Origin of the sequence: Bradyrhizobium sp. CCBAU 51765 (assembly GCF_015291725.1) — a bacterium.
Lineage (GTDB): Bacteria > Pseudomonadota > Alphaproteobacteria > Rhizobiales > Xanthobacteraceae > Bradyrhizobium > Bradyrhizobium liaoningense.
Genome location: NZ_CP030038.1, coordinates 6,872,368 through 6,897,771, shown reverse-complemented (window position 1 = coordinate 6,897,771; position 25,404 = coordinate 6,872,368). Strand labels below are relative to the sequence as shown.

The following is a 25,404-nucleotide window of genomic DNA, read 5'->3' as shown; positions in this document are numbered from 1 at the left end:
CAGCTAGACCACGCGATAAAAAAACGAGCACGTGACCAGCGCAGCGACGCTGGGCATCTCTTGCCGACCGTCTTGATGGCCGGGAGACTCTTCGCTAGATCACAATGGTTCACTATGGAGATGCCGCCGTGGCAATGGGTATTGTGAAGTGGTTCAACTCGGCAAAAGGCTATGGGTTCATCAGACCTGAGGACGGAAGTCCTGATGTCTTCGTGCATATCAGTGCCGTGGAAAAGGCCGGTTACACCACCCTCGAAGAGGGGGCCCGGGTGAGTTATCAGCTCAAGTCCGGGCGTTCGGGAAAGATGTCAGCTGAGGATCTGAGGGTTGGCTGATCTGACCCACTCCGGAAACTTCTCTCTGGAAAGCGTGTTCTCGCACCTGTCCGGCGATGCCTTGTCACGGCGCGCCGGGCGTTCGGCCTTTCGACCGTCCCTTCAAGGCATGGGCCTGTCTCGCAAACCGCTTGAGAGCCTCGATCGCCTGAAGCTGTTGATCAATCGCTGCAGCCACAGTTACAGCTGGCACGTCGCGCAGGCCTCGAGCGCATGAAGCCGTTGGCAGAACACGGGCCGGATCTCGGCGGGCTTTGTGTTTCGCGATGCTCTGGGCTGGAAATACGCAAGACGATCGAGCAGAGAAGCCGCCGATAGTGCTCTCGCATTGGGATTGGGACCATCTTCATGGCGCGCTCATGCTCCCGCATCTGCTCGACTGCCTTTGGATCGTCCCGGATCAGCGGCTGGACCTGGTGCCGCGTCTAGCACATATGCTGCTCCAAAAGGGCAATCTGGTCGTACGCCCCGCCAACGCAAGCATCTGTTTTGCTTTTGGTGAATTGTTAAGAGGCGGTGCGCGGCTCTCTGATCTCAACGACAGCGGATTGACCTCCTTGCGACTCTCACGAGCGGAGGATCGGCCTTGCTGACCGGAGATAGAGACTATGCGCACCTCATCCATGCCAATGCCAAGCAAGTAGATCACCTGGTCGCAACTCATCATGGCGCCCGCTTCAATGCAGGCGCCGTCGGCGCCAAAGCCAAATACCGGCCGCTGTCAACTGGTGATTTCCTGCGGATATCGTAATGTCTATGGGCACCCGCACTCGGATGGGGGCTATCCAAGCATGTGATGTCGGGTTGGACGACCTACGTGACCAAGGCGGACATGCTCGGCGTGACCCAGCGCCACATGTCAGCACAGCAGACCGACCGCTTCGTCGATCTTGCGATCTTCAATCCGATGGTTTGGAACACGGATTCTCACGCCAAAAATTACTCGCTGATGCTATCGGCGCGCCGCGCCGCCATGGCGCCAGGTCACGACGTCGTCTGTGCGGCGCCATATCCGAAGATCGCCCGCCAACATGACGCAGAAGATCGGCGGGCAGAAGCAGGCTGACCAGCTCGGACGCAACCACTAGGAACGCTTCGCCATCGACTGCAAGCTCTCTCCAGCGCAGACGATCCGGCGCGTCTCCGAGATTGCTCAGGTCCGTGACGCACCATGCAATGTCGGCCAAGGCCGAGGTCGAAGGCATGCCTGCCCGCGGCGATCTCGTCCTGGACACCGTGGTCGAGGCGGTGATTTCGCGCGCTCGCGGCTAGCTAGAGCACCTGAAGCAAGCGGATCCTGCGCCAGAAGGCGCAGCAGCCCCATCGCCCCTAGCAATAGACGTAAGTCGCACGAAAGCCGAGCCTTCCTGCCTCACCGCCTGAAACATGGCTGCACATCGTGCTCAAGGCTCATGGCACAGGGCTAGGATACTGGCCGAAATAGGCCACTCGGGATTTCAAAGTAGGCCACTGAAATTACCGTAGTTATACCGACTCCAACTACCATTGCGCGAACCTATCTCTGGACTCCACCAGAATGGAGTTAGGGAATATGTCCCGAGTTACGGAAGCTGAAGTTGCCGAAGCGGCCATCAAAGTTCTTACCGATCGAGCTACAGGTCGTGCGACCATTAGAGAGTTGATTGAAGAAATTTCGAACTACCTAACGCTTTCAGCCGAAGACCTAGCGCCATCACCGACGCGGCCAGGCGAGGCGTTATGGGAGCAGCAGGTGCGCAACATCACCTCGCATAAAGCGTCGCCCGGAAACGCCATCTACGAGGGCAAGCTTGTCGCCATCCCCGGCGGCTTGGCGCTGCCGGGGCGCGAGGTTGCAGCCTAGCTAGGAGAACTTCGCCTTATAGCCGGGTTTGAACCAATTCAGTTCGGTTCTGCCCGGCGCTTCTTTATCCCAAACAAACCATGCATAAGCCGTCGTTCCGCTGCCCTTGGGCTCCACGCCGCTAGGATAGAAAGTAATACGTTCACTGAAAACCCAGACCCGAGCGGGCGGTATCTTTGCGAAGATCGTATTTGCGCGGTTCGCGCCCTCTAAGAAGGCAAGCCGCAACAGCAGTGCGAACTTACGGTTCGAATGCTTGACGCCGCTGGCGACAAAGCCCTCAGCGCAGTTGTAAGGCGGATTGGTTACGATGTTGTCGGCTGACCATTTCGGCTCAAGAAAGTCAAAGCCGATCTCGCCATAGCCGCGATCGTATAAATCAGAACTGCGAACGGGCTGCCCGGTCTGCTCTAGCACCCGGGACATCGTTCCATCACCACACGCGCTTTCCCAAATCTCGCCGGTGAATTTTTCATTGTCGATCAGAGCAAACGTTGCCCACGGTGGGGTCGGGAAAAAATCAGGCCCGCTGAGATCAGCGAACCTTTTCATTGTCGGCTTAAAGCCGCCGTTCAAATTGTAAGTTGGGTCTGCCATCCGAATCTCCTTGGATGGCAGAGTATCAGAATCATTGATTCAGCAAGGGTTTTTAGTGAGTCATTGTGACTCACCCCTGCCTCCCTCGCTGAATTACCGTGAACTTCCGGCGACGATCTGGCGGCGTCTTAGTGGGCAGTGCAGGCGCCACGGAGGGTGCGGCGTCAACAAGCTGAGTAACTCTCCACGCCTGTCAGCCACGCCTAGGGCCTTAGCTGGCGTCGTGCGCAGGGCCTCATGGACGCGGCACAGATTGTAGTGCGCGACGTACAGCGCGACCGCACGCAACGTGGTTGTCCAGCTTCTCGCTAAAGCCGTTGATGAGGAGGGTGAACCGGCGCGAAGCCATGCGCAGCGAAAGGCTCTGACGCTCAACATAGCTGGCCGAAACGTACTGATCGGGATCGCCAGATACTACGTCACGGCTTACCACCACTGCGGCGGCGGGCGAGTGGCGGCCCTGCGCTCCTTCACCAGATGCGTTACCGAGTAGGTCTTTACGGTCCCGCCATGAGAGGCGTCCGGGCCGAAGGCATTGCGGATCGCTCCGCCGTAGGGGATGGAAGCCGTCCGTTGAAATCTCAGCCTGGCCGATGACGCGGCTGCGGACGTCACGCAGGAAGTCCATGGTGCTTTCGGTCGTGGCCCTGCACGTTCTTTTGCTTCTTGTCAAGGCGCTGCGGACGCGATCGACGAGCCCTTGAGGAACAACAGGGAGACCAAGACGCCCCATCTCGCACTGGTGATGGCGAGAGCTACAGCTCGACAACAGCTCTTTGCCAAGCTATACACGAACATACAGTGAACGCACCCTTCCAGTTGCAGCAGCCTTTCGATACACCTCGACCCAGGTATCCCCTAGGCAGATTCTGAGTGCGGGCGGCAAGCTGCATCCCTTTTTGGATGATGCCGATTCAGGGAGTGATAGCGATTGTCCTTGTTCCGCCATTTGCATGACGACGCGTTTTTAGCCTTCTCGCGCGATCACAAGCACCTGTACGCGGCCTGTCTGCTCGACCTCCATGAACGCTTCTTTTCAGGCGCACCGTCGTTTCCGACCCCCCAGCAGGTCGTCCATGCCATCTACGACGTCATGCGCGCCAACCCCGCCCTCTGGAATGAAGGCGATGATTTCGGCAGCCTGCCGGAAATGATCTCCGCGGGACGCCGCCGGATCCGGAAGGCCGACGTCGCGCTCACTTCCGAGAAGGGCGACAAGGCGCTCGGTCTTGCCCGACAACTGTACGCCCGGCTGCTCGCCTGGGGATGGCTTGAAGAGGAGGAATACGGGCTTCGCGTTACCGTGGACATGGCTATGGGACCGCTGCTCGTGATCCAGCGGCTCGCGAGCCTCAATAAGGATCTCTCGCAAACATTCGGCGGCTTGATCGTACAAATACGCCTCAACCTGGAGGCCGTCGAAAAACTGAGGCCCGAGATCACCGACCGCAAGCAGCGCGAAGCCGCGCTCGCCGTCCGCGAGGCGCGCAATCAGGCCGACCATTTCACGAGGAGCCTGCGAGCCATTCTCGCCGACCTGAAGCGCGTCCGACGGACAGTCATGGAGTCGAAAACCATCGCCACCCGGCTGGAAGCCTTTTTCGAGGAGTTCGTCGAGCAGCTCCTGCTGAAGGATTTCGAGTCCATCCTCACGGTCAACCATCCGTACCGCTTCCGAGACGCCATTGTCGATCTCGCACGGAGGATATCCTACACCCCAGAAACCATGCAGGTCCTCGCCGAGGAGTACACAGCTTCCAGCATGGCAGCCGACATCGAGGACGGTCGAATGGCCGCGGCCGACGACCTGCTGGCTATCGAAAGCATCTTCGATCAGATCGGGGAGATGTTCGATAGGATCGAGGCCTTCCGCAGGCAACTCGAAGCCCGGGTCCGCAACACCATTAAGTACGCGGAGCGGGGCGGGCAGGGACTCGTCGGCCGGGCCGGCGACCTGGTGCGGCGCCTGGATGCCCTACTGCGGGACGACAGACACCACAAGGCCACTATCGAATGGAGCATCGAGCCGCTGCGGTCCTCATGGTCGGAGCACCATCAGGCGCCGGCCAGGCAGCCGCGCCGTCCGGTCGAAGCAAGGGAGCTCGCCGAGCCGCCATCGGACCCGCTGTACGAACTGCGCAAGAAGCTCCGCCTCGAGTACATCGCTCGTATCGCGCCCCGCCCCGAAGATGTCAGACGGTTCCTCGAGGGCCAGGTGCCGCCATTCGCAACCAGGGAAGCCCGCTTCATGGAAATCGATACCGTGGACGACTTTCTCGCCTTCGATTGCGCCCGCCGATATGCGTTGACGGGCGAAGTTCCGGCGCAGGTCGCGGCGGGGTTCGATCTGGAGCCGCGCCAAGACACGCCGCCCCACGACAGCGAATGGCTTCGGTGTGCGAACTTCGTGGTCAGGCGAGCCGGCCACTTCCGGAAAGCAGAGGCAGCCCGTGCTCAGTGAGTTCGAAAACGTCGAGCGCTCCTTCGGCACGGAAAAGGCAGCCGACCTCCGCAAAGCGCTGCACTTCCTGCTACGGCGGCAGTTCGTGTTCGCGGGAGATCCCCGGACTGGGACAGTCTACAACACGATCATGGATGGCCGCTTCCGCGACCTGGTCGACGGCTTTTTCGATAGTTGCGGATACCGCCTCCATCGCGATCCGGAGGCGCAATGGGCCGGCATCGTCGCCATGGATGAGGACGTGCCGCTGCCTCGAATGAAGCTCGACGAAACCATTGTTGTGCTGGTGCTGGCGGCATACTGGCAGCAGGAGGTGAACGTCGGAGCGGTCGAGGACCGGGCCGTGGTAGTGGCCACTTTGAACGACCTGTTCGATCGCTACCGCGAGATGGCGCAACACGGCGGCGGCGGCGCGATCTCGGCCGCCCGCTTTCGCGACATCCTGCGCGAGGCCGCCCAACGCAGTTTGGTCGAGATCGGTGATTTTGACGACGAGCAGCAGGACTGCGAGATCAGGATCCGCCCGATGGTCAAGCTGATCAGTGGCGGCGATGCCCTCCAACGGCTTGAGCGCTACGTCCGTAGTGAGGAGGCGCGGTTTCCGCAGCCGGCAGGAGACGAGGCATGATGGAGCTACGCCACCTGACGATGGTGAACTGGCACCTGTTCGACGTGGCCGACATCGACGTGACAGGACACGTCGGGGTCTTGGGCGAGAACCGGTCCGGCAAATCGACAATCCTCGACATGGCACAGGTCGTTCTCACCGGCGGGAGCCGGCGGTTCTTGCGCCTGAACGCGGTCGCCGGCGACAGCGGAAAATCGCGCAGCGGCTCCAAGCGCAGCGTCGTCGATTACTGCCTTGGGACGCTCGGCGAAGACCAGCGCCGGCGCGACGAGGCGCGCACCTACGTGGCGCTAGGGTTCGAAGACAAGGAAGGCGATCGACCGCCAGTCACGATCGGCATGGCGCTTGAGGCGCGCAAGTCCGACAGCAGGGAGACCGTGCTGGCACTGTTCGTCGCCGTCGGGACCGTTTTGAGCTCCAAGGACTTCATCGAGCAGCGAGGAAAGTCGCAATTCCCGGCGCCGTGGGAGGACGTGCGCGCCCGGATCGTCGCGGCGGTCGGCGAGGGCAACTTCGTCAATCATCGCGACCGGGCGAGCGACTACGTCCGCGAGTACATGCGCCATCTTCTGCCGCATTCGCCCTATGGCGAGCAGAACGCCAGCGCCCTGCAGAAATCAATCGTCAACGCGATGACGCTCGACCACAACCAAACGGCCACACAGTTCGTGCGGAACTACATCCTCGAGGACAGTCCGATCGGCATCAAGGAGCTGCGCGAGTCGATCCAGACATACCGCAACATCAGCGAAACCATTAGAAAGATGCGCCTCAGGCTCGAAGCCCTGAGGGCGCTTCGGGTCGTCCTCGGCACGCTTGAAGAAGCGCTCGAGACCAAGTTCAGGGAGGAGTGGATCGCAAAACGCGCGACTTGGCTCGCGGCACGCGCGACAAACCTGGACTTCAAGACCAAGCGGCGTACCGAGATGGCGCGCCGGGACGCCGCAGCAAAACAACTCGAATTCATCGACGACGACGTCAAGGCCATCGATAACGAGATCGAACGCCTCACGGCCGCAATCGCCGAGCACGATGCCAAGACGGGCAGAAAGTCCCTGCAGCAGACCGCCGATGTGGCCGGGCAGGCGGCGCACCGCGCCTCGGCGGACTTCAAGGCTCGTATGGAGAACATCCGTCGCCTGGAGCCGCTCCGCGCGATGTGCGCGGACGGTTTCGAGGACTTCGTTCCTGCGCTTGAGCGTCTTCTGACTGCCACCGCCGGGGCCGACATCGGGCACGTCTCCGACGAACTCTCCGCGGCCGAGAAGTCCTTCGCCGCAAGCGGCACGAAATGGCTGCCGAAGATCGACGAAGCGCGTCAAACGATCATCGCGGAGCTTTCCGGGCTCCGAGGCCGGCGCGACGAGGTGCTCGAACGGATCCGACAGCACGCCGCCGGAGGGGCGCGGGCCTATCTCGGCGACGACACTGAACTCCTCTGCCGCAGGCTGCGGCAGAGCGGAATGGTCCCGCGCGTGCTCTGCGACATCATCGAAGTCGCCGAACCCGAGTGGGTAGGAGCCGCCGAGGCGCTCCTCGGCCGCGACCGGGAAGCCGTGTTCGTCGACAGAACGGATATCAGCGCCGCCACGTCAATCTTCAAGGAAGGTCGCCGCGAGTTTCGCCATGCATCGCTCGTGAGCCTAAACAAACTCGAGCAGTTCAGGGCCAAGCCGGAGCGCGGTACTTTCCCCTCGATCTTCCGGAGCCAGGATCCGGACGCGATGGCCTTCATCATGCGCCGCTACGGCACGGTCCGCCTCGCGGACACGCTCGACCAGTTCAACAGGCCCGGTCGGGCTATCATGAAGGACGGCTTATACGACGACGGACTCGTAAGGACCCATCGCTGGATCGAAGCCTCGCAGCATAAGATTGGAAAGGCGGCCCAGGCGAACGCCCTGCGCTCGCTGCAGGATCAGGCCGAGGAACTGGATCGGCTCCAAACGGAAAAGAGCAAGGAGGCCCAGGCGGCAGAGCAGGCCTTTGCCGCTCTGAAGAACATCTGCGAGGCACGTGACGATCTGAAGGCTTGCGCGGCAGCCTTAGCAGCCGCGCAGACCGAGATCGCCGAAGCCCAGGCGAGGCTCGAAGCGCTGGACGGGGCGGGCGACGGCGGACTTCGCGACAAGAAACGAGCGCAGCAGAAGCTGAAGGAGAAGAGGCTCGACGAACGAAAGATCCAGCAGAAGGCGTTCGGCGAGCATGACGGTGAGGTCAGATCGGCAGAGAGGAGACTCGGAGAAGGCGAAAACGTGCCCGGCTCCGAGCTTAACCTGCGGGTGGCTCGGTCGATCTATCGCAAGACCTTCCCGCTCTACTCCGCCTCGAAGGGCAGGATCGTGTACCGCGAGCGCCTCAATGCCGCGGCCCAGAAAGGGTTCGCGGAGAAGCACCGCGCCATCGCTGACAGGGCGCTGAAGGATGCGGACGCCTCGGACGCAGAGCGCGCCCGCATCGAGCGGCGGGTCCGCGAGCTCCTCTACGATTATTTCGACCAGTTCGGAATGAGCTCGCAAGTCGGCGCGGAGAGCGAGCCGCTGCGGGAGGTGAAGCCCTGGATGGACCAGCTCATCGCGGATATCGAATCCAACGAGCTGCGCCAGTACGAACGGCAGGCGCGGGAAGCGGCGGAAAAGGCCTCCACCCTGCTGCGCGGCGAGTTCATCAACGCACTCACGGCCCGGATCGGCAAGATGGAGCGGGAGCTGCAGTCGTTGAACCGCAGTCTCTACGCACATCCCTTCCACAACGAGCGCTATTCATTCCACCGCACCCAGGTCGTGGAATTCCAGCCCATCCTGAAGATCATCGAAATTGCCAAAACCTCTCCAGAGGCGCTGGATATGCTGTTCCGGGGCGACGTGCCCGATGACTTCCCGCACAAAGATACGATCCGTGCGCTCGAGGCATTGCTCGAGGATCCAGATAAGGACTTCACCCAGTTCGAGGACTACCGCAACTTCTACACCTTCGAGATTCACATGGAGGATGTCGCTACGGGCCGTTCAACCCGCTGGGAGCAGCGGCGCGGCACCGGATCCGGCGCCGAACAGCAGGTGCCCATCTACGTCGCCATCGGCGCTTCGCTAGCCGCCGTCTACGGCAGCGCCGAGCGTCGCACGGGCAAGCCCTCCGGCTTCGCCCTCGCCATGTTCGACGAGGCCTTCTCCAAGATGGACGGCAAGAACCAGCGGCAGATGATGAGCTTCTACAAGAACCTGGGGCTCCAGTTCGTGATCGCGGCGCCGTTCGAGAAGCGGGTCGCCGTGCTCGAGCACATGGACACCATCGTGGAGGTGGACCGCATCGGCGAACAGTCCAGGGCCACTGTGGTGGAACTGAAAGAGAAGGCCAAGCGCGAACTAATGGCCATCGATCCGGACCTGATGTCCGAAGATGAGCTCGGCACCCGTCTGGCCGCCGAGTAGTCATGGCGCGACGTTTCACGGACGCGATCGGCCTGCTGAACGACCTGCTCGATCGCTTCGAGGCCGGGGCCGCAAGTCCAATCGCCCACCCCGACTATGCCGCTTTCTCGTCAGTAGTCGCGGCGGACGCGTTTCTGAACCAGATCAGGAAAGCCGAAAGTGCCGGCGCGGTGTCCATCGGCTGGGGGCGCGGCGCGAAGCGGGACCAAGTGGCGCACGTGCGGTTGGCCTCAGCGGAGATCTCATACCGATATCTCGACCGCACGCCGGCGTCACGCATCGCGGAGGACGCCGCCGCGCGGCTTGTAGCCGGAGTGGCGCTGAACGAGTCCCTGAAGAACAGCGGCTCTCAAATCGCGGAGGTGTGGGCGCGGGGTAAGACGTGGCACGGATTCGGTTCGTCCGAGGTCGACACGCTGCGCCATGCATTCGTTCTCGCCCAGGCGATCCTCGATAACAAGCATCTGGACGTCGACTACAAAACTTTCTCGCGACGTACGGTGGGGCACAGCAAGATACTCGAGCGCATCGAGGGTGCCGTGGTCCGGCTTTTGAGCGGCGTAATGGACTTTCCGCCTGGTGCCCGCCCCCGCGAGGCACTGCGAGCGATCGGACTGGAGCGTTTTGCCCCGCCGCTTCTGATCGCAGGCAAGATCGACCTTGATGGAGCCGACCTGTCCGGTATCTCTCCGCATTATCTCGGGATCAGTCCCAAGGAAGCAGATCGCGTCCGCTTCCGGGAGCCGCCGGCCTACGTTCTGACGATCGAAAATTTCGCAAGCTTCAACCGGCACATCGCCGAAGCGGACCCCGGCCGATTAGGTACGACCATGTATGTCGGCGGGTACCCCTCGCTTGCCACCCAGCAGGCGCTGCGGACCATCGCAGGATTGGTATTCGAACAGACGCCGATCTTTCATTGGTCGGACATCGATCCGGACGGCACCTGGATCTTCCACACCATCGAGCGCGCCGTCGATCGACCGATCCGTCCCCACCTCATGAGCGTCGAAGTCGCCGAGCGCTTGGGACAAGTGCCCTTCAAAAAATCGGCACCCGCTCGATGTCCACCGAACTCCGGGATCGCGGCTCTGGCAGCGTATCTGGCGGAAGATGGAGCCAAGACGCTCGAGCAGGAAGAACTCGATCCAGTCCTGCCGGAGCTTCATTAGAAAATGCGCGCGGATCAACGCGGTGCCGATCCCGATGAGCTTGCTCGGCCGACGACCTCCGTCGGCCTTTGTGAACAACACCTGCGTTCCGCAGCGCGAACGCCATGAGTAGGGCGGGGCGGCTCCTTGCCGTGCTTCGACACAACGCACCAATCAAAAATGGTGGGAGCATTCTGGCCGCCGCACGCAAAATCTTTTCTATTGAGCGCCGCCATGGTGAGCGCTGCTGTGGACGTCGTGGTTGCGGCTTCGGATGTCTCGTTCAAGACGTGGTTTGTTCAAACGCGACAACAGCACCGCCTGCAACTACGTGCTACGGGAAAACCGACATCGGTTCTTCATAAAACGCTCAACCGGCATTGGCATGCCGGTTGCTTGAACATGTGACCAACCACTTCTGACTATGATGCTCGTTCAGCATTCGGTCGAGGTATTCAGATGAAACTTGCACGGTTGGTTGGTGGCAGAGGTCTCCTGATGCGCTTTCCAAACCATGCGGCTGCGCCGCGAACTCTGACATCTTCGGATCGCGCTCCAGTTTGCCGGGCAGAATCCGATTGTCTTGTAAAGGGCTCGCGGGGAATGGCGGTCCTCAACAAGATGGTGCAGGCCAACGTAAAAGCATTATACCTCAAGGACCATTGGTTGCGTCACTTTTCGCTGGGGCTCAAGCGCGGGCATCTGCGAGATGCCGAGTCTGGGTTTGTAAAGCTAAGCGGCGGCGTTCAATCGGCGCTTTGCAGATGGTCAATAAGCTGATGCAGGACGATTGGGATCTCGAGAAAATAGTCAGGCAACAGGACGAGCTCAAGGTCAAGCTGCTTCGAGCCCACTCGGTTGTCGAGGAATGTAAGGAAGGATTGGCGGATCTCGAGAGGAGACTTGAGCGTCGAGCGGTTTCATCATCGATCGATAAACGCCAGCGCAACCCTGCGGCGAACAATTCAATACGTAACGCGCGACCGCGCAAATCCCGAAGCTTCGATGATCCTGTTGATCAGAATGCTGATTTGACGTTTTCGAGTCGAACATGGGACCGCTGAAAGTGCTGCTGCGCACGTTGGCAGCGAACGGTTTTGTCGCGGAATTGGTGAAGATCTTGTGACGCGATGGGGTTGCGCGCCCGGCGGGCGAATTGGACAGGGCCCTGTCGATAGGCGCGTTTGGTTGACCGCGGTGTGTTGGCAAGGGAATGTGCGCAGAGTAGCACCACACACGGGACGTATCGCCGCGTCTTTGGCTAGAGCCTCCTGCTTCGGGGCTGTTCAGCAGATGTTCTAAATCGAATATCAAAGCTCTCCAGCTTGAGCCGGCCAATACGGTCGTTTTGTCCGTCTTAAGGTGTTCAAATTACCGGTAGACGTCTCTGGACGGGGCGCGAGGGGCGCGTTCAATGACGCGATGGTCGGCTATCACCGTGGGGCAAGGCATGCGAGTGACGGACGGTGCTGACCGCGGAAGCCGACCATGCCTCACGGCCATCGCATGGAGGATGATGAGAACCGGCTGACTATGTCCGCATACGATCACAATTCACCGAAAGACGGCAGGTAACGGCGGTCACCTAAATTCGTGAGACGCCAGGAACAGGGTTCTCGGTGAGAATGCGATCTGAGGCGGGCCGCAGCCTCGTCAGCTTCTCGAAAGCTTCTCCGTATAGGGACTAACCCAGTGATCCTTGACGGGGAGGCTGGCATGGACTCGCACGATTGCGCCATATCCAATGCCGCACCTCCGCCATCGGTACAGCACGCCGTTCCAGACGATCAACCGAACCAGGCGGGAGCAGACGCCTTTGAGCAGCAATTAGATGCGGCAGGCTTACGGCGAACCGGCTTCGCGTCCATCCCTTGCTGAGCGAGCGCCAGCTAGCGCGAAATATCGCGCCGCATTTTCGACTGTGATTGGAGTGCTGGATGTTTAGACCCCTTGCCGATCTGGCAGCGGCCAAGTAGCCGGGGCTCAATCGAAGCGCAGCGGATCGCCTTGGATAAAGTTTAGCGCCAGAGGCGGTGAACAGTTCTTGTCCCTAACCCTGCGGCACTCGACCTCGATCTCGCCGCCATGAAAGCTGATCCCCCGCGTTCGTCCGGGACGTGTCGCTACTAATCTTGCGGTGCGCCTTCCTGGCTGTACGGTGTCAAGTGACCGTGGGCGCTCCTGACACTTCTTGTAGGCGGGTCTTTGATCGAACGCCGACGCGGCGGAGTGCGGATTCACCCGCACTTGAGATGCCGCTTCAGGCGCTTAAACACTGTGAGAACGCCGAGAAGCTGTTTGGATTTTGGACTATCGCACAACGCTTCGTCTTCTTCGCGCATAGGCAAGGTGCTACGGCGCGATCGCAAAGTCGAAGCCTCCGCTGCGTCTTATAAATGTCATCTTGCGCGGGCCAGTGACGCGCGCGACGGCTCGATCGAGCCAGCGCTCAAATACCAGAAAAGGCACGCGGCAAGGATGCGTGCGACAAAGCACGAGCAGGTCAATGATAAAGCGTTTTCGCAACTGGATCCTATTGTCCATACTCACCTCCATGGTTGTCTGCCCTGCCGCAAAGGCGCAAGACCGCCGGACTATCGCCGAACCTGTTGCACCTCATACGGTCTGCGACCGCCCTGTGCCTTCCGGCAAGAACGATACAGTTAGCCTACAAGACGCCATTGAACATTGCCCCGCTGGGGCTGCAGTTTATCTCGGGCGCGGCGAGTTTCACTCAGGTCCACTCGATATGAAATCGGGCGTGACCTTATGGATCGGACGCGGTGCGACGCTGATCGCCATTCCCGAACCTGCTGCTTACGACAAGGGCCTCGGACAATGTGGCCGCATCGCGGAAAAGGGCGACGGCTGCCGGCCATTCATCAGCTTTTCAAAAACGCGTGGCGGCGGCATCTACGGAGAGGGCATCATCGACGGTCAGGGTGGAGCAATTATTGGCGGCGGCGCGGAAAGCTGGTGGCAGCTAGCGCGTCGCGCCCAAGCTCAGGGCGGCAAACAGAACGCCCCGCGCTTGATCCAGATCGATCATGCGCAGGACATCACGTTCTCTGGTGTCACCTTGCGCAACGCTCCCAATTTTCATGTCGCGATGAGCAGGGTCGAAGGTGCCACGTTCTGGGGCCTCACGATTGATTCGCCGGCGGATGCCCGCAACACCGACGGCATCGATCTTGGCGCGGGTCAGGATGTGACCATCACCCACAGCTTGATCCGTACGGGTGACGACAACGTCGCAATCAAAGCCGGCGATAATGGCTCGAGCAGCCATATCTCGATCATTGATAATTATTTCGGCTGGGGGCATGGCATGTCTATCGGCAGTGAGGTGAATTCCGGGGCCAGAGACATATTGGTGCGTAATCTGACGCTGGATGGTACGACGTCTGGCCTGCGCATCAAGAGCGATGTTAGCCGAGGCGGTCTGGTAGAGAGCGTGACTTATGAGTACGTGTGCCTGAGGGGCAACAGGTGGCCGGTGGTTTTCGATACAAAATATGATCCGCGCGCACGAGGCACGAGGATTCCGGTCTATCGGCAAATCGTTCTCCGTCATGTGCATGGCGACACCGGTGTGTTGCTGATGCGCGGCCTAGACGAGGGGCATGCACTTGACGTGACACTCGAAGATGTCCGATTTGCCAGTTCCGCGACTTGGCAAGTTGAACATGCGAACGTTACCGCATCTGACGTATCACCGCCGCTGCCCGGACGAGTTGCAAAGCCGCTGCGGCGCGGATCGGAGGTATGTTCCAGCGCATTCCGCGACGGCGGTTGGTAAAGCACTAGACCCGGTGTCAAACTCGCTGCTGAGTTCCGCATCTGGGGCAAGATGACCGGTGTGACGAAGGTCAGCCTCATGCCCCGAGTTGGTTGCACTTGTCCGACGTTTGCAGGGCCGGGAATACGAAGGTGACGTGCAGGTTGTGATTCTGTGCAAAAAATGTATTTGACCATGCACGGCGACTATCCCGCGGCGGTATCTCATATCGACTGCGTCGAGCGTGTCGCGAACTCAACGAAGAATGAGATCACATGCGAATTTTCGTGCCTTTCGCTGCGCTTCTGGCCGGATGTTTCTGCATCCCGGCAGCGTATGCTGAGCCACTATTCGTGTCGCATGCTGGAAATGCAGACTATCACTCTGTGCAGCAAGCCATCGACGCATTGCCGGCGGAAGGCGGAAATGTCCGGATCGCGCCGGGCGTCTATCGCGAGAAGGTCAAAATCTCCAAATCCGGCATTCATCTCGAAGGGACTGGCAGGAAGCGGGAGGATACGATCATTGTGTATGGCGACGGCGCGATCAATGTAGGAGGAACCGCCCGTTCGGCGACGCTGGATGCCGCTGGCGATGACTTGCGGCTCGAGAATCTGACCATCCAGAACGACTACGCCCTCAATCCGGCCAATCCCCCCTCGCAGGCGGTAGCGCTGTCCGTTACCGGAGACAGGGACGTCGTTACGCGCGTCCGCCTGCTCGGTGCCCAGGACACGCTATTTGCCGGCAAGGGACCAAACGGCAGAATGTCACGACAATACTTCTCGAACTGCTACATCGAAGGGCATGTCGATTTCATCTTTGGTAACGCCAAGGCCTGGTTCCGGCAATGTGAGTTGCACGGCATCGCTAATCAAGCGGTCATCTATACCGCTCAGAGCAAGGCAGCGCCGGATGAGGACAGTGGCTATGTTTTTGATCATTGCAGGTTAACTGCCGCCCCTGCTGCGGGCTATATCGCACTTGGCCGCCCTTGGCGTCCCTACGCCACAGTGGTCTTCTTGTCAGCGAAGATAGATGCCCCCGTGATCGCGGAAGGGTGGCGCGAATGGACGCCCGGCAAGACCGATACCTTGAGGACAAGCTACTATGCTGAATACAGATCCTTCGGCGTCGGGGCCAACCCCTCAGCCCGCGAGTCTCACTCCCATCAACTGACAGATAACGAAGCTGCGAGATGGTCGCTGAGCGTGTTCTTCGGAGGCGCCACAGATTGGCTGCCAAAGGGAACCATATCGATCGAAGACAAAGCAACGGTGACGAGACGCCGGCGATCGTCGGATGAATGACGGGGGAGCGCGGATATGACGGCGGCGTAAGCTGTCACCGACATCGCGCTGGGCACCATATTTGTGGACAATCGAAAACCTCACCAGACGGTTACTCACGAACAGGAAAACGCGCAACTGCGTGCGATAGCCCAGTGCTTGACGAATGCGATGCACGTGTGGAGCGCGATCAAGTTCATGCCTTGCCTCGCGGCGATCGGCAGAGCCCTTGAGATAGGTCGGTGGCGAGGGGCGCTACAGCCCCTGGCTATGTCAGAAATGGCCGTAAACGCCGCGATCCATCGGCCTCTTGACCGATCATTAATCCGGCGGCAGCGAGCGAATAGGCCTGGACGGCTCGCTTCTGCGCCGAAACCCTTTCCATGAAGCCGCCGAGTAACCCCGGAAAGGTCTGTTCTTTCATGTTGTCTCTCGAACAACGGAGGGATCGATCGTGCGCAACTCCTGTTGAGCTTCTCAGGTGGAACCGGCGGTAATAGCGACCTAGCCGTCAGGAGTGGAAGGAGCCGTTTGGCATTTCCACGAGCTCACCGCTGGGCCGATGCAGCCGCCACGTGCGCAGGATCTTGCCGCATCCCTTGTTCCGGCCCTTCTTCCTGACCGCTGCGCGGAGCAAAACGAACAGGTCATCGCGTCGATTGTCCGCCATGGCCACCGGAAAGCGTTAGCCAGGGAAGTCAAACTGCCCGCGTAGCCAGAGCAAAGCTCTGGATGGTTCTGTCCTCCACTTCCGATGCGCCGTTGAGGCCCGCTGAGATGTACGGGCGAGCTCTAGCGCACCACGGTCTTCAGGTACTGGTAGGCCTTGATGATCTCGACCAGGCGATCCTCCGTGGAGCGGTCGCCGCCATTGGCATCGGGATGGTGCTGCTTGACCAACGCCTTGTACTTCGCCTTGATCTCGCCGAGCGTCGCATTGGCATTCAGACCCATCACCTGCAATGCTTTGCCCTCGCCATTGAAAATCTTACGCGCCTCAGCCTTGGCCTTCGGGCGGTGGCGGGCACCGCCGCGTCCGTTCAGCTCGGCGAGCGTGCAGAGTGTATGCCAGTCGTCCTCGAAATTAACAGTGCTGCCGGTCATTTTGTGTGCGCTGATGTTCTCGCCCATCTTCCAGGTCGGACGATGGCCGATCAGCGCGTCCTTCTGGTAGCGCGCGACCGCTTCGGCGTCCATCCCCGAGAAGAAATTGTAGGACTGATTGTATTTGCGAACATGCTCGATGCAGAAGTGCCAATAGGCGCGCGCATTGTCGCGGCCCTTGGGCGCGGGATGGGTAGCCTTGTTCTGGCAGCCAGGCCATTCGCATAGCGCCGCGGGCTGTCGCTCCTGCGCTTCCTGCTTATTGATGCGAATGGAGTCGAAGATTTCGGACGTGTCGATCAACATGACCTGGCTCCGTTGGCGCAGCGGCAGTTACAGCGCCGCTTCTATGCTAGAGACTTGGTTTGGACGGCAGGCCGGGTCTGACTCGGCCTTTGCGTCCAGTCAGTCGCATGATGTAACAGGCACTTCCTAGCAATGGACATGCCAGGACGCGCGAGCTTGGTTCAGACCATCATCTCTTTGCGATTTCAGATTAGCTCAATCGCAATTTGCTGTCGGGTTCTGCACACGGACGTCTTTAATAGGACCGGTGCGAATACTCTCAAAGATCCAGCGAAGGGCAATGCTCGGCGGTAATCTGCGCAGCGAGGAACGCGAGCGGCGTCTTCTTAATTTTGTTTAGAAGCTCGAAAAGTCTTCCGTCTTCGTAGCGAAACAGAAAGCGCAATGTCGCGATCTGAAGGGAATTCGGCCCCCGCTCGTTCGCGGGTCAATGCAACTCACAGTACCCGCCCGCCGCTGACAAAGCCCCCCTGCTCACCAGCCGACCCAGCAAAGTCTCGAACGATTCGCACTGTTAGGGCAGGTGGATGCTGGCACTGGCACGGCAGCCGGGATTGTAGGAGGTGCGTGGCAAAACGCTGGTCCACGTCCCGGATGCAGCTCTAAATGGCTATGTCGAGGCAATTCGTTTGCGGCGCGGGTCGGTGCAGCCGGATCCTATAAAACACCAATTTATCGCCAATTGCCTCAAAGCATCGTGTGCCGAAGCGTCACCCAGCGCGGCGATGTCGCCTTTGGACAACGGTTTTCGAGCCCTGGCGCTTTTGGCGGCTATGCGACGACGGGACATGCACCGTGAATAAGAAATTGGATCTCGATTATGCCGTCGTCGGGTACTGGAATGCATGAGCCAAACAAGCGAGATGAAATAATCGTGTCGATCAGTCGGCGATATCCGTCCTGAATGATCGGGCAGAAGAGCATTTCAGACATCGTGCATGAGTAAAACCCGCCTGTTGTCGGAGTTGCACCCTATGCGCATTCGGCGCTGCCGGCCCGCAGTGGCAGCGATGGCTTTCGGCAGCGCAACTGTATTTGCCCGAAAAGTTGCAGAGCCTGGACCATGCTTTTGTAAGAAACAGCTCTACCATTCTAGAGAGCGACCGCGCTCAGGACGAGAAATTGCAATCGGGCGAATCCGTCATTGGGTCGAAGCCCATGATCGGTTCCAACTCTCCTCCAGCCTGCGCACCTCCTCTGCGGCTTGACGGCGACAATCATCGTTGCCGCCGCTAGCCCTGCCCAATAGAAGGTCACCATGATCCGAGGGCGTCGCGTTCGCCTGTCGCGCCGTCCGCCCGCATTCTATTTGCAGATCAGTATCTGCGGTGATCCGGCGGTCCAGAGTAGGAATCCAATAGAGGATGGCGCAGCTATCGGCCTGCGAGGCGCTTTCGGCCAGCAACCCGTCAAAACAACTGGTTTGCATCCGGAAAGAGCGATCCCCGGGGACCTTTCCGTCTGTCATGTACAAGTGCCCCATTGCCTACACGTCTGCTTGTACCGTCTCATCATCGGATGCCGAAACGCCCAGCTTCCCCGCAGTAAGAAGTCATATCGAGAAACATAGGGTTGGATGCCGCGCGGTATGCGGCGCGGGCGCCGACCATGAGGGGCAGCCGGGCCGTTGGATTTCGGTCAACTCAATGCCCCTTCGTCGACTGCCTGTCGGCAATGCAATAATTTTTTGCGGGGTCGTCGGTGGCTGGATTAACCGCTCGAACCCACGTGGTACATGCTCGGAGATACTCTAATGCGTTTTGACTGCGATTTGTCGCAAGCCACGAAGATTTTCTGCGCAGCTCAGGTGGCGGGCGCGGTAATTCAACGTTCGTGTTGCCAGTGGACCCTGCAATTTAAAACGAAGTATGCGGTCAATCGTTGATGCGCGCAAAGCGGACGACCTGCATTTAAAGAAATTTGTTAACTTTGGCCGACTTACAACCGGAGCGAACACGCAGCCGCTGCGCATGTAGTCGAGTTATCCGCAGAACCATTCGCATGACTGCGACGCTCGTATTTTTGAGTCACTTTGGTCGAGGTTCAAAATGCTCAATGTCGTGAAGTTTCGTCAACCTGGTGCGCCCATGCGGCGCACTGAGTCAATGCAAACGATGGCGATTGCTAAGCGTGATGCGCCATTAGCGCCGTTCGCAATAGCATGTGACTCCGGTCGAGGTGCAAATCAGCGGCTCAAAGCCGCCCGCGCCAACGCCAAGCTCACGATCGCGCATGCGATTGCCACGCTGGAGGAGAACCATCGTCAGATACGAGCGCTTATACATAAGATGGCCGATTCGTCAGCTGGGGCCAGGCTGGAAGCGGATCTCGATCTAATCGAGCGAGAGCTTGCTCTCGCCAAACGGAAATCTGCCAGCCTTTAGAGCTGACGTTCCTCGTTTTACGATGGGATCGCTGAAGTACATTTGAGGTAAGACGACCACCCTTTAGCAGAGAGCCACAACAAGTGTTCGCAAACATCAAAATCACCGGTCGATTGATAGCTGGGTTTGGATCGCTTCTTCTGATGTCCGTCGCAATTGTCGGTTACTCGATCCATACCTCCCGGAGCGCGAACGGATTGTTGGCGACTGTGGTTCGCCAAAAAGACCACGTAGCCGAAGATGAGCGCATCGAAAAGCAAGTATTTGAAGCTCGGATGCATGTATGGATGGCCTTGGCAACCGATGATCCGTCGCATTGGGAGAAGGCCGCAGACACCTATAGGCGAACATTTGCGCGGCTTGAGGATCTCGCTGCCGACACCAAGGACTTAGGACGCCGGGTGCGAGTGCTGGATCTCAAAAGAGCCATCGAGGACGATGAAACGAAGGCGCTCGGACTGAAGGAATTTAGAGGAAGAAATAGCGCGCTAGATACGCCCGCGGCGAAATCCGCCGTAAGTTCCGCACTCGCCGCCGGTGGTCGGGTTGACGAACTCTCAGAGCCGCTCGCGATTGATTACGAGAAGGCTTCGAGAGCCACTGCGTTAAGGGCGGAAGATGACCTTGGATTGGGCGTGATGATAGCCTTGATCCTTGGCGCTCTCAGTTTGCTGCTGGGTTTCCTCCTCGCGGTGTTTACCTCGCGCAGCATTAGCAGCCCGATCCGGAATCTGACAGCATCGATGCTCGAGCTGGCCGAGGGCAATTTCGATGTTGTACTCAAAGGTCTTGGTCGCAAGGACGAAATTGGGGAGATCGCGAATGCGGTCGAAAGGTTCAAGGTGAGGTCGGCCGAGAAGACGGAGGCGGAAACCCAAGCCAAACTTGCTCATGATCGTATCGCTGCTGAGCAACGAAAGTCCGACATGCGCGGGCTTGCAGATGCGTTCGACGCGGCCATCGGGGAAATTGTCGAAACCGTTTCCTCGGCGTCCACAGAACTGGAAGCGTCGGCTCGCTCACTGGCAAAGACTGCCGAATCGACACAGCGACTCTCGACCGCTGTAGCGTCGGTCTCCGAACAGGCGTCCGCGAACGTTCAGTCCGTTGCATCGGCCACAGAAGAAGTGTCGATTTCCGTAAATGAGATTGGTCGGCAAGTCCAGGAATCAGCTCGTATTGCCAGTGAAGCCGTTCGAACAGCCGCGAGCGCTGACAAGCGCGTTCTGTCTCTCTCCGAGGCCGCCGGCAAGGTCGGTGACGTCATCCAATTCATCAACACAATTGCATCTCAAACAAATCTTCTGGCCTTGAACGCGACAATCGAGGCAGCCCGCGCCGGAGACGCTGGGCGAGGGTTCGCGGTCGTTGCATCAGAAGTCAAAATGTTAGCGGACCAGACCGCGAAGGCGACTAAGGAGATAAGTGATCAGATTTGTGGAATTCAGTCATCCACCAAGGAATCGGTGGCAAGCATCAAAGAAGTCACTAGCGTTATTGGCCGAATCTCAGAAAGTTGCTCTGCCATCGCATCTGCTGTGGAACAACAAGGCGCTGCAAACCAAGAGATTGCCCGGAATGTGCAGCAGGCGGCAATTGGTACGACCCAGGTCGCCACAAATATCGCCGAAGTCGATCGAGGTGCGGATCAGACGGGCACCGCGTCAACGCAGGTGCTTTCCGCTGCCAGGTCTCTAGCTGAGGATAGCAATCGTCTGAAGCTGGAAGTGCAGAGTTTCCTGGCCAGGGTAGCGGAAGCTTAGCAAATCTTTGACGCTTCTGAAGAAGCGCTGCTCCAGTGCGCAATGTTCCTTTATCTTGGTCGGATGTATTTTCCACGCCGACCTCTCGGGGGCGCGACCGACGGACAAGAGCCCCAATAGGGCTTGAGGGCAGCAGCTGCCGACAATAGGTACTCCATCTCGTGCAAAGCGCCACTTTGCGTTGAATGAGTGCACCTATGAATGGGATGATTGCCGCTTTTCGTCAGGTCGAAGTCAAAGCTAGATGCCGCGGTGGAACACGTTCGCGGCAGCTCCGAACTTGGTCAGGCGACATCTGTTACTGTACGTCTGATGGCTCCAGCGGCTTCGAGCGAAAGAAATCGAACCTGCCGGAATGCGTTCAGGCCGCCATCAACTCGGCGCCCTTTGATCTCAGCAAGCAGACTGTCGGCGCGATGCCTCTCCGGAATTCCAACAAGCCGTGTGCGCGCTGTCGCATCCGTCGCCACCGGATCACGAATGAACTCATACATCCGAATATTATAGGCGCCGTTCTCGACGTCTGCGAAGAGGCGTGCGGTCTCCGGTAGATTCGTCAACTGATTGTGGCTGGCGCGGAGAAACTGCAGCGAAGCACGGAGCACCTCCGGCAGTTCCTGCAACACTGAGGTCGAGAATCTCGAGCTCAGCAGGTAGGACCGCAGGCAGGCTCGTCAACCGGTTTGAGTGGCGGCGGTGCCTCTGTCCGACTGCCTGCGAAGCAAGAGCGCACGCTCTCCAACGTCCGCGTTGGTCCTTTCTCGTGCCAAGACAATGCCGTGTTGGTATTTGCCGTTGGTGGCGAGCCCAGCCCATCTGGGTGCCTTTGCCCCGACCCACGTCAGCTGATCGACAGGTGGTCCTGCTAAGGGCGGAGGCTGCCACCGTTGACGGATCTCCGGACTTATCTGGCGAGCGAGATGGCAGACTGCGGGCAGCAGTATCGATCTGTTGTGCAGGTTGGCCTCATATCGGCCTGTGTCGAAGAGGCGCTGGACGGCAGTCGCGGCCCACGCGCACAGGCCTTCGAATGATCATTTGCTCTGCGAACCTAGCTGCTTCGCGGCTTTGGGAAGCGGAGGTGTACTCGTTAGTTCTGACGATGGAGAGATTGATGGACACAGGACACGCACAGCGGAGCGCGGCTTCCTTCCGGGACGCATTTGAAGAGGTGGAGCAGGAAAGCTACCTCGGCGGATTCAATCGTGCCGTCGCGAATTTGGTCGAAACCTTGACAGGCTATCGGGCCCCAGCCTCCGCGCGCGCAGATCTTGGACAATTGGGTTGCCGAAGAGGGGCAGGGCGAAGCGGAGAATCGGCGACAGGGGCGCAGACGAATCAGGAATTCGGATGACACAGGCTCGCCCTCTCTGGATTTGTCCTCGCTCTCGCTGACCGCTCTGCCCGCCGCCCTGCCGCCAAGGTTGCAGGAGCTGCGCGCCAGGCACAACGAGCTAAGCAATCTGCCCGCTATGTTGCCACCCGGGCTCCAGCGTCTTCTCATTAGCCATAATCGCTTGACGAGTTTGCCGGACGATCTTCCGGCGACCCTCTCTCAGCTGGAGGTCGCTGACAACAGCTTGACCAGTCTGCCAGCAAACCTTCCGGCCGGGCTCGAGATCCTGAACGCAAACGACAACCGGCTAACCAGCCTGCCGGACGCTCTGCCGAGCGGGCTTACCTTGCTTGCGGTCAGTGGCAATCAGCTGACCAATCTCCCGGAGTTCCTCCCCTCGCGGCTCATTGAACTCAATGTCAGCGGCAATCAATTGGCAACCCGATTGAATCATACGACCGGGTACGTGCCCTGCAAGATCCGCATGTGAGACAACATCCGGCAGCTGTCAAATTGCATGACGACGGCCTCTTGGTACCATCACGTTTACTGATACGGCATAGGGAGGAACGAGCACGCTTGTTTCCAGAGTTCGCCCATTGTCACTGCGAACAGCCAGATCTGGAGGCGCTAAGTCCGGAATCAGCGGCAAAACACGAATCCCGACAGAACCAGATCACGAGAGCAGGCGGCCACAATGAGGAGGGAGGCTGTTCGGGTTGCCGTTCTGAGTCTTGATGGCCGGGACAGGCTGCCCATGATCGCCAGAGTTTGAGGCGACATCGGTCCGTAAAAGCCACGAAGACTAGCTTCGTCCACGGCTATCTCGCACCACAGCCGCTAATCGATCACCCATCGCAGAAGGGCCTGCCAATGAGAGAACCCGCCTCTACTCGGTACAACAACCCCGATGCCATGTGGGGGATCGATCCTCGCTAAGAAATGGGGCGTCAACCAACGGTTCGCCTCAACGATGGCTCGGCAGGGCAATTACATCGCGGTATTCCCGACGGTCGGTCATGAGAACTCTGCTCCGCGCCGAAAGGCGATGTGCCCTTGCACGAACGCGGACGTCTCGCCCTTCCTAAAGCTCCTCTGGTTGTTCATCATCGAGCAGTCGCCGAAGCTCGCCTGGAGAAAACGGCTCTGGCTCGAAAGTACATTCTTCTGGATCAATGGAAACAGGAGGAGCGAAGTGATCATCCCGGAGTCCGTGAAGCGCGTCGTGCAAGTCCTTTTCCAGTTGCCGCAGCTCCTCTGGAGGGACGGAGACCGACGAGTCGCTGGGTTGATCATCGAGATGATCCAGTACTCGCCGGAGGTCTGCCTGAGGGAGCTGCTCCGAATCGGATGCGACTTGCTCCTGGATGAAAGCCGAGGTGGCGGGTTGATCATCTCGCCCCCCAGTAAGCTCCTGTGCGTCTTCATCCTCGAGCAGTCGCCAAACCTCCGCTGGAGAGAACTGGTCTAGATCAATGATAAACTCTTCTGGATCAAAGGGAAACAAGGGATCGGGGGGATCCTCCGATTGCTGGTGAAGCGCGTTACGCGACTCCTTTTCCAGCTGCTGAAGCTCCTCTGATGGCGAGGGGATAGCTTGGTCATCAAGATGGTCGCGCAGGCGCCGAACCTGCTCCTGAGGAAGTTGCTCTGGATCGATCGCAACCTGTCCTTCGAGGAGAGCCGACGGGACAGGTTGATTGTTGTGTCCTTCCTGATGCTCCTCTTGCCGACTAGCTCCGTAGGACGCGCCGTGCTGCGGAGCGGGGCTGTCGATGCGTGTCGAGTCTGTCAGTAAAGCAGCTTCGGGATTGATGAGCGCCACGTTCTGAGGGGCAGGATTGAGTTTAGCGCGAGTGCGACCTGGACGCACGATGGGCACGACGCCCCCCGTCGACCGAAAGGTCCGCAGATGCTCTAACGCTTTAACGAGTCTGTTGCTTTTAGAGGCACCGCTGAACTCGCGCACGTCACTGCCATCGCTCAGCGATTTGCCGTCTAGCCGAGCAACAATGCTTGGTTTGTTTTTTGCGAAGAGCCAACGGCTATAGCCAATAAGAGAACCTGCATGCTGCTTCGCCGTAACGGCGGCCGTCCCGCCCTCAATAAGCGCCTCCTCAAGCCTGAAGATATCGGCAGCATCCTCCGGATAAAGAGGCCGCCTGTCCCACTGCCCCCGGATTATGACGCCCGTTGAGGCGACCGGCATTGCTCCGCCACTTCCTCCTGAAGCGGCGCTTGCGATCGGTTTCCGATATACCAGAACCTCTTCCAGATCGTTCAGCGTCCTCTGTCTCTTCGCTGGTCTCGATTGAGCCGTGTCATGTTCATGATTGATGGGGACCTCCTCGCTTGCCGGGAGATTGCTCTGGGCAGGTGGATCTATCGCATCATTCTGGGAGCGCTGGCCATCGTTAGAGGCCTCTTTCGCCGAGGGGAGCGTGCGCGGTCGCCCGCGAGAAAACAAATAATTTGAATCATGAGACGCACGAAGGACGCTTACACCTGTCTTCATGAGGGCATCGTTCGGAAAGTAAGTATCTAGGTGATTAACCAGCGACTGGTGGTCCCTTAGATCAATCGTTTTGCCACGGGCGCGGAGATCATTCGCCAGTCGGCGAAGTGCCTGAGTATAAAGCTTGACCGTATTCGGTTGTGGGTTCTTCTGATCCACATATTGAGCAATCGCCTTGTTGATAAGGCCCCGGTCTTCTGTAGATAGATGGGGATAGGAGCCTCGTCCGCCGACGGGCGCGGGTTCGGCCTGCCCTGCTTCAGCCAAGTGCTGCTCAAAGCCATCTTGTCCGGCCTGGCTCGTCTGCGGCTCTTGCGAGACGTCGTGCTGCACCTGCGACCAGGCTGGCACGTTAGAAGGGTCAAAATTTGGGGGGTCCACGCTAAGCTCACTCCAGGATCACCTGAACAGGTCTGCCTAGTTCGGCAAGCTTTCGAGAACCTGACTTGGCTATGGTTCCGCGGCGAAGAGTTATTCGGGGTG

The 25,404-nt window shown here is 59.2% G+C and carries 20 protein-coding genes; 15 read left to right on the top strand and 5 right to left on the bottom strand.

Annotation, left to right across the window (positions count from 1 at the left end):
- Positions 1-128: 128 nt before the first annotated feature.
- The 5 genes from XH96_RS32340 (at position 129) to XH96_RS32320 (ending at position 2,178) form a co-directional block, all read left to right on the top strand.
- Positions 129-335: a cold-shock protein gene (locus tag XH96_RS32340; protein WP_305853281.1), complete on the top strand. Its 207-nt coding sequence runs from the start codon at positions 129-131 to the stop codon at positions 333-335.
- Entirely contained in the window at positions 328-552 is a 225-nt protein-coding gene (locus tag XH96_RS32335; protein ID WP_194389535.1) for a hypothetical protein, read from the top strand. Before XH96_RS32340 ends, XH96_RS32335 begins: the two co-directional genes overlap by 8 nt.
- 369 nt (positions 553-921) lie before the next feature.
- The gene (locus tag XH96_RS32330) at positions 922-1,086 is read left to right on the top strand and encodes a hypothetical protein (protein WP_194389534.1); all 165 of its coding nucleotides are present in this window, start codon (positions 922-924) and stop codon (positions 1,084-1,086) included.
- A gap of 66 nt (positions 1,087-1,152) precedes the next feature.
- Complete coding sequence (locus XH96_RS32325; protein ID WP_194389533.1) at positions 1,153-1,401, top strand: HipA domain-containing protein; 249 nt, start codon at positions 1,153-1,155, stop codon at positions 1,399-1,401.
- Positions 1,402-1,887: 486 nt separating this feature from the next.
- Positions 1,888-2,178, top strand: a complete 291-nt coding sequence (locus tag XH96_RS32320) for a hypothetical protein (RefSeq protein WP_194389532.1) — start codon at positions 1,888-1,890, stop codon at positions 2,176-2,178.
- Here XH96_RS32320 and XH96_RS32315 read toward each other — a convergent pair whose 3' ends face one another.
- Entirely contained in the window at positions 2,179-2,775 is a 597-nt protein-coding gene (locus XH96_RS32315; protein WP_194389531.1) for a hypothetical protein, read from the bottom strand. It abuts the gene before it with no gap.
- Between the two features lie 931 nt (positions 2,776-3,706).
- Between XH96_RS32315 and XH96_RS32305 the strand changes: the two genes are divergently transcribed.
- From XH96_RS32305 to XH96_RS32275, 7 genes are all read left to right on the top strand, one after another.
- Positions 3,707-5,236 (top strand): Wadjet anti-phage system protein JetA family protein, encoded by a 1,530-nt coding sequence (locus XH96_RS32305; RefSeq protein WP_194389529.1) that lies wholly within the window; start codon positions 3,707-3,709, stop codon positions 5,234-5,236.
- The gene (locus XH96_RS32300) at positions 5,226-5,864 is read left to right on the top strand and encodes a DUF4194 domain-containing protein (protein ID WP_194389528.1); all 639 of its coding nucleotides are present in this window, start codon (positions 5,226-5,228) and stop codon (positions 5,862-5,864) included. Before XH96_RS32305 ends, XH96_RS32300 begins: the two co-directional genes overlap by 11 nt.
- A complete protein-coding gene (locus tag XH96_RS32295; protein ID WP_194389527.1) occupies positions 5,861-9,295 on the top strand; it encodes an SbcC/MukB-like Walker B domain-containing protein in 3,435 nt (1,144 codons plus the stop codon). The genes XH96_RS32300 and XH96_RS32295 overlap by 4 nt, the downstream gene beginning before the upstream one ends.
- A 2-nt stretch (positions 9,296-9,297) precedes the next feature.
- The gene (locus XH96_RS32290) at positions 9,298-10,467 is read left to right on the top strand and encodes a Wadjet anti-phage system protein JetD domain-containing protein (protein WP_092217742.1); all 1,170 of its coding nucleotides are present in this window, start codon (positions 9,298-9,300) and stop codon (positions 10,465-10,467) included.
- 743 nt (positions 10,468-11,210) lie between these two features.
- Complete coding sequence (locus tag XH96_RS32285) at positions 11,211-11,510, top strand: hypothetical protein (protein ID WP_194389526.1); 300 nt, start codon at positions 11,211-11,213, stop codon at positions 11,508-11,510.
- A 1,442-nt stretch (positions 11,511-12,952) separates the two neighbouring features.
- The gene (locus tag XH96_RS32280; protein ID WP_194389525.1) at positions 12,953-14,245 is read left to right on the top strand and encodes a glycoside hydrolase family 28 protein; all 1,293 of its coding nucleotides are present in this window, start codon (positions 12,953-12,955) and stop codon (positions 14,243-14,245) included.
- A 254-nt stretch (positions 14,246-14,499) separates the two neighbouring features.
- Positions 14,500-15,534, top strand: coding sequence for a pectinesterase family protein (locus XH96_RS32275; RefSeq protein WP_246789825.1), 1,035 nt, complete (start codon positions 14,500-14,502; stop codon positions 15,532-15,534).
- 247 nt (positions 15,535-15,781) lie between these two features.
- Here XH96_RS32275 and XH96_RS32270 read toward each other — a convergent pair whose 3' ends face one another.
- On the bottom strand, positions 15,782-15,937 hold the full coding sequence (locus tag XH96_RS32270) for a hypothetical protein (protein ID WP_194389523.1): 156 nt from the start codon (positions 15,935-15,937) through the stop codon (positions 15,782-15,784).
- Positions 15,938-16,305: 368 nt separating this feature from the next.
- The gene (locus XH96_RS32265) at positions 16,306-16,923 is read right to left on the bottom strand and encodes a J domain-containing protein (RefSeq protein ID WP_194389522.1); all 618 of its coding nucleotides are present in this window, start codon (positions 16,921-16,923) and stop codon (positions 16,306-16,308) included.
- Positions 16,924-18,971: 2,048 nt separating this feature from the next.
- On the opposite strand from XH96_RS32265, the gene XH96_RS32260 reads away from it, so the two are divergent.
- Both XH96_RS32260 and XH96_RS32255 read left to right on the top strand, forming a co-directional pair.
- Positions 18,972-19,307, top strand: a complete 336-nt coding sequence (locus tag XH96_RS32260) for a hypothetical protein (protein WP_143130700.1) — start codon at positions 18,972-18,974, stop codon at positions 19,305-19,307.
- A gap of 143 nt (positions 19,308-19,450) precedes the next feature.
- On the top strand, positions 19,451-21,070 hold the full coding sequence (locus tag XH96_RS32255) for a methyl-accepting chemotaxis protein (protein ID WP_194389521.1): 1,620 nt from the start codon (positions 19,451-19,453) through the stop codon (positions 21,068-21,070).
- A 284-nt stretch (positions 21,071-21,354) separates the two neighbouring features.
- On the opposite strand, the gene XH96_RS32250 is transcribed toward XH96_RS32255, so the two are convergent.
- On the bottom strand, positions 21,355-21,696 hold the full coding sequence (locus XH96_RS32250; protein WP_143130699.1) for a hypothetical protein: 342 nt from the start codon (positions 21,694-21,696) through the stop codon (positions 21,355-21,357).
- Positions 21,697-22,341: 645 nt separating this feature from the next.
- Here XH96_RS32250 and XH96_RS39370 point away from each other — a divergent pair.
- Positions 22,342-22,896 (top strand): hypothetical protein, encoded by a 555-nt coding sequence (locus XH96_RS39370; protein ID WP_305853279.1) that lies wholly within the window; start codon positions 22,342-22,344, stop codon positions 22,894-22,896.
- A gap of 594 nt (positions 22,897-23,490) precedes the next feature.
- Here XH96_RS39370 and XH96_RS32240 read toward each other — a convergent pair.
- Entirely contained in the window at positions 23,491-25,272 is a 1,782-nt protein-coding gene (locus tag XH96_RS32240) for a hypothetical protein (RefSeq protein ID WP_194389520.1), read from the bottom strand.
- Between the last annotated feature and the right edge of the window lie 132 nt (positions 25,273-25,404).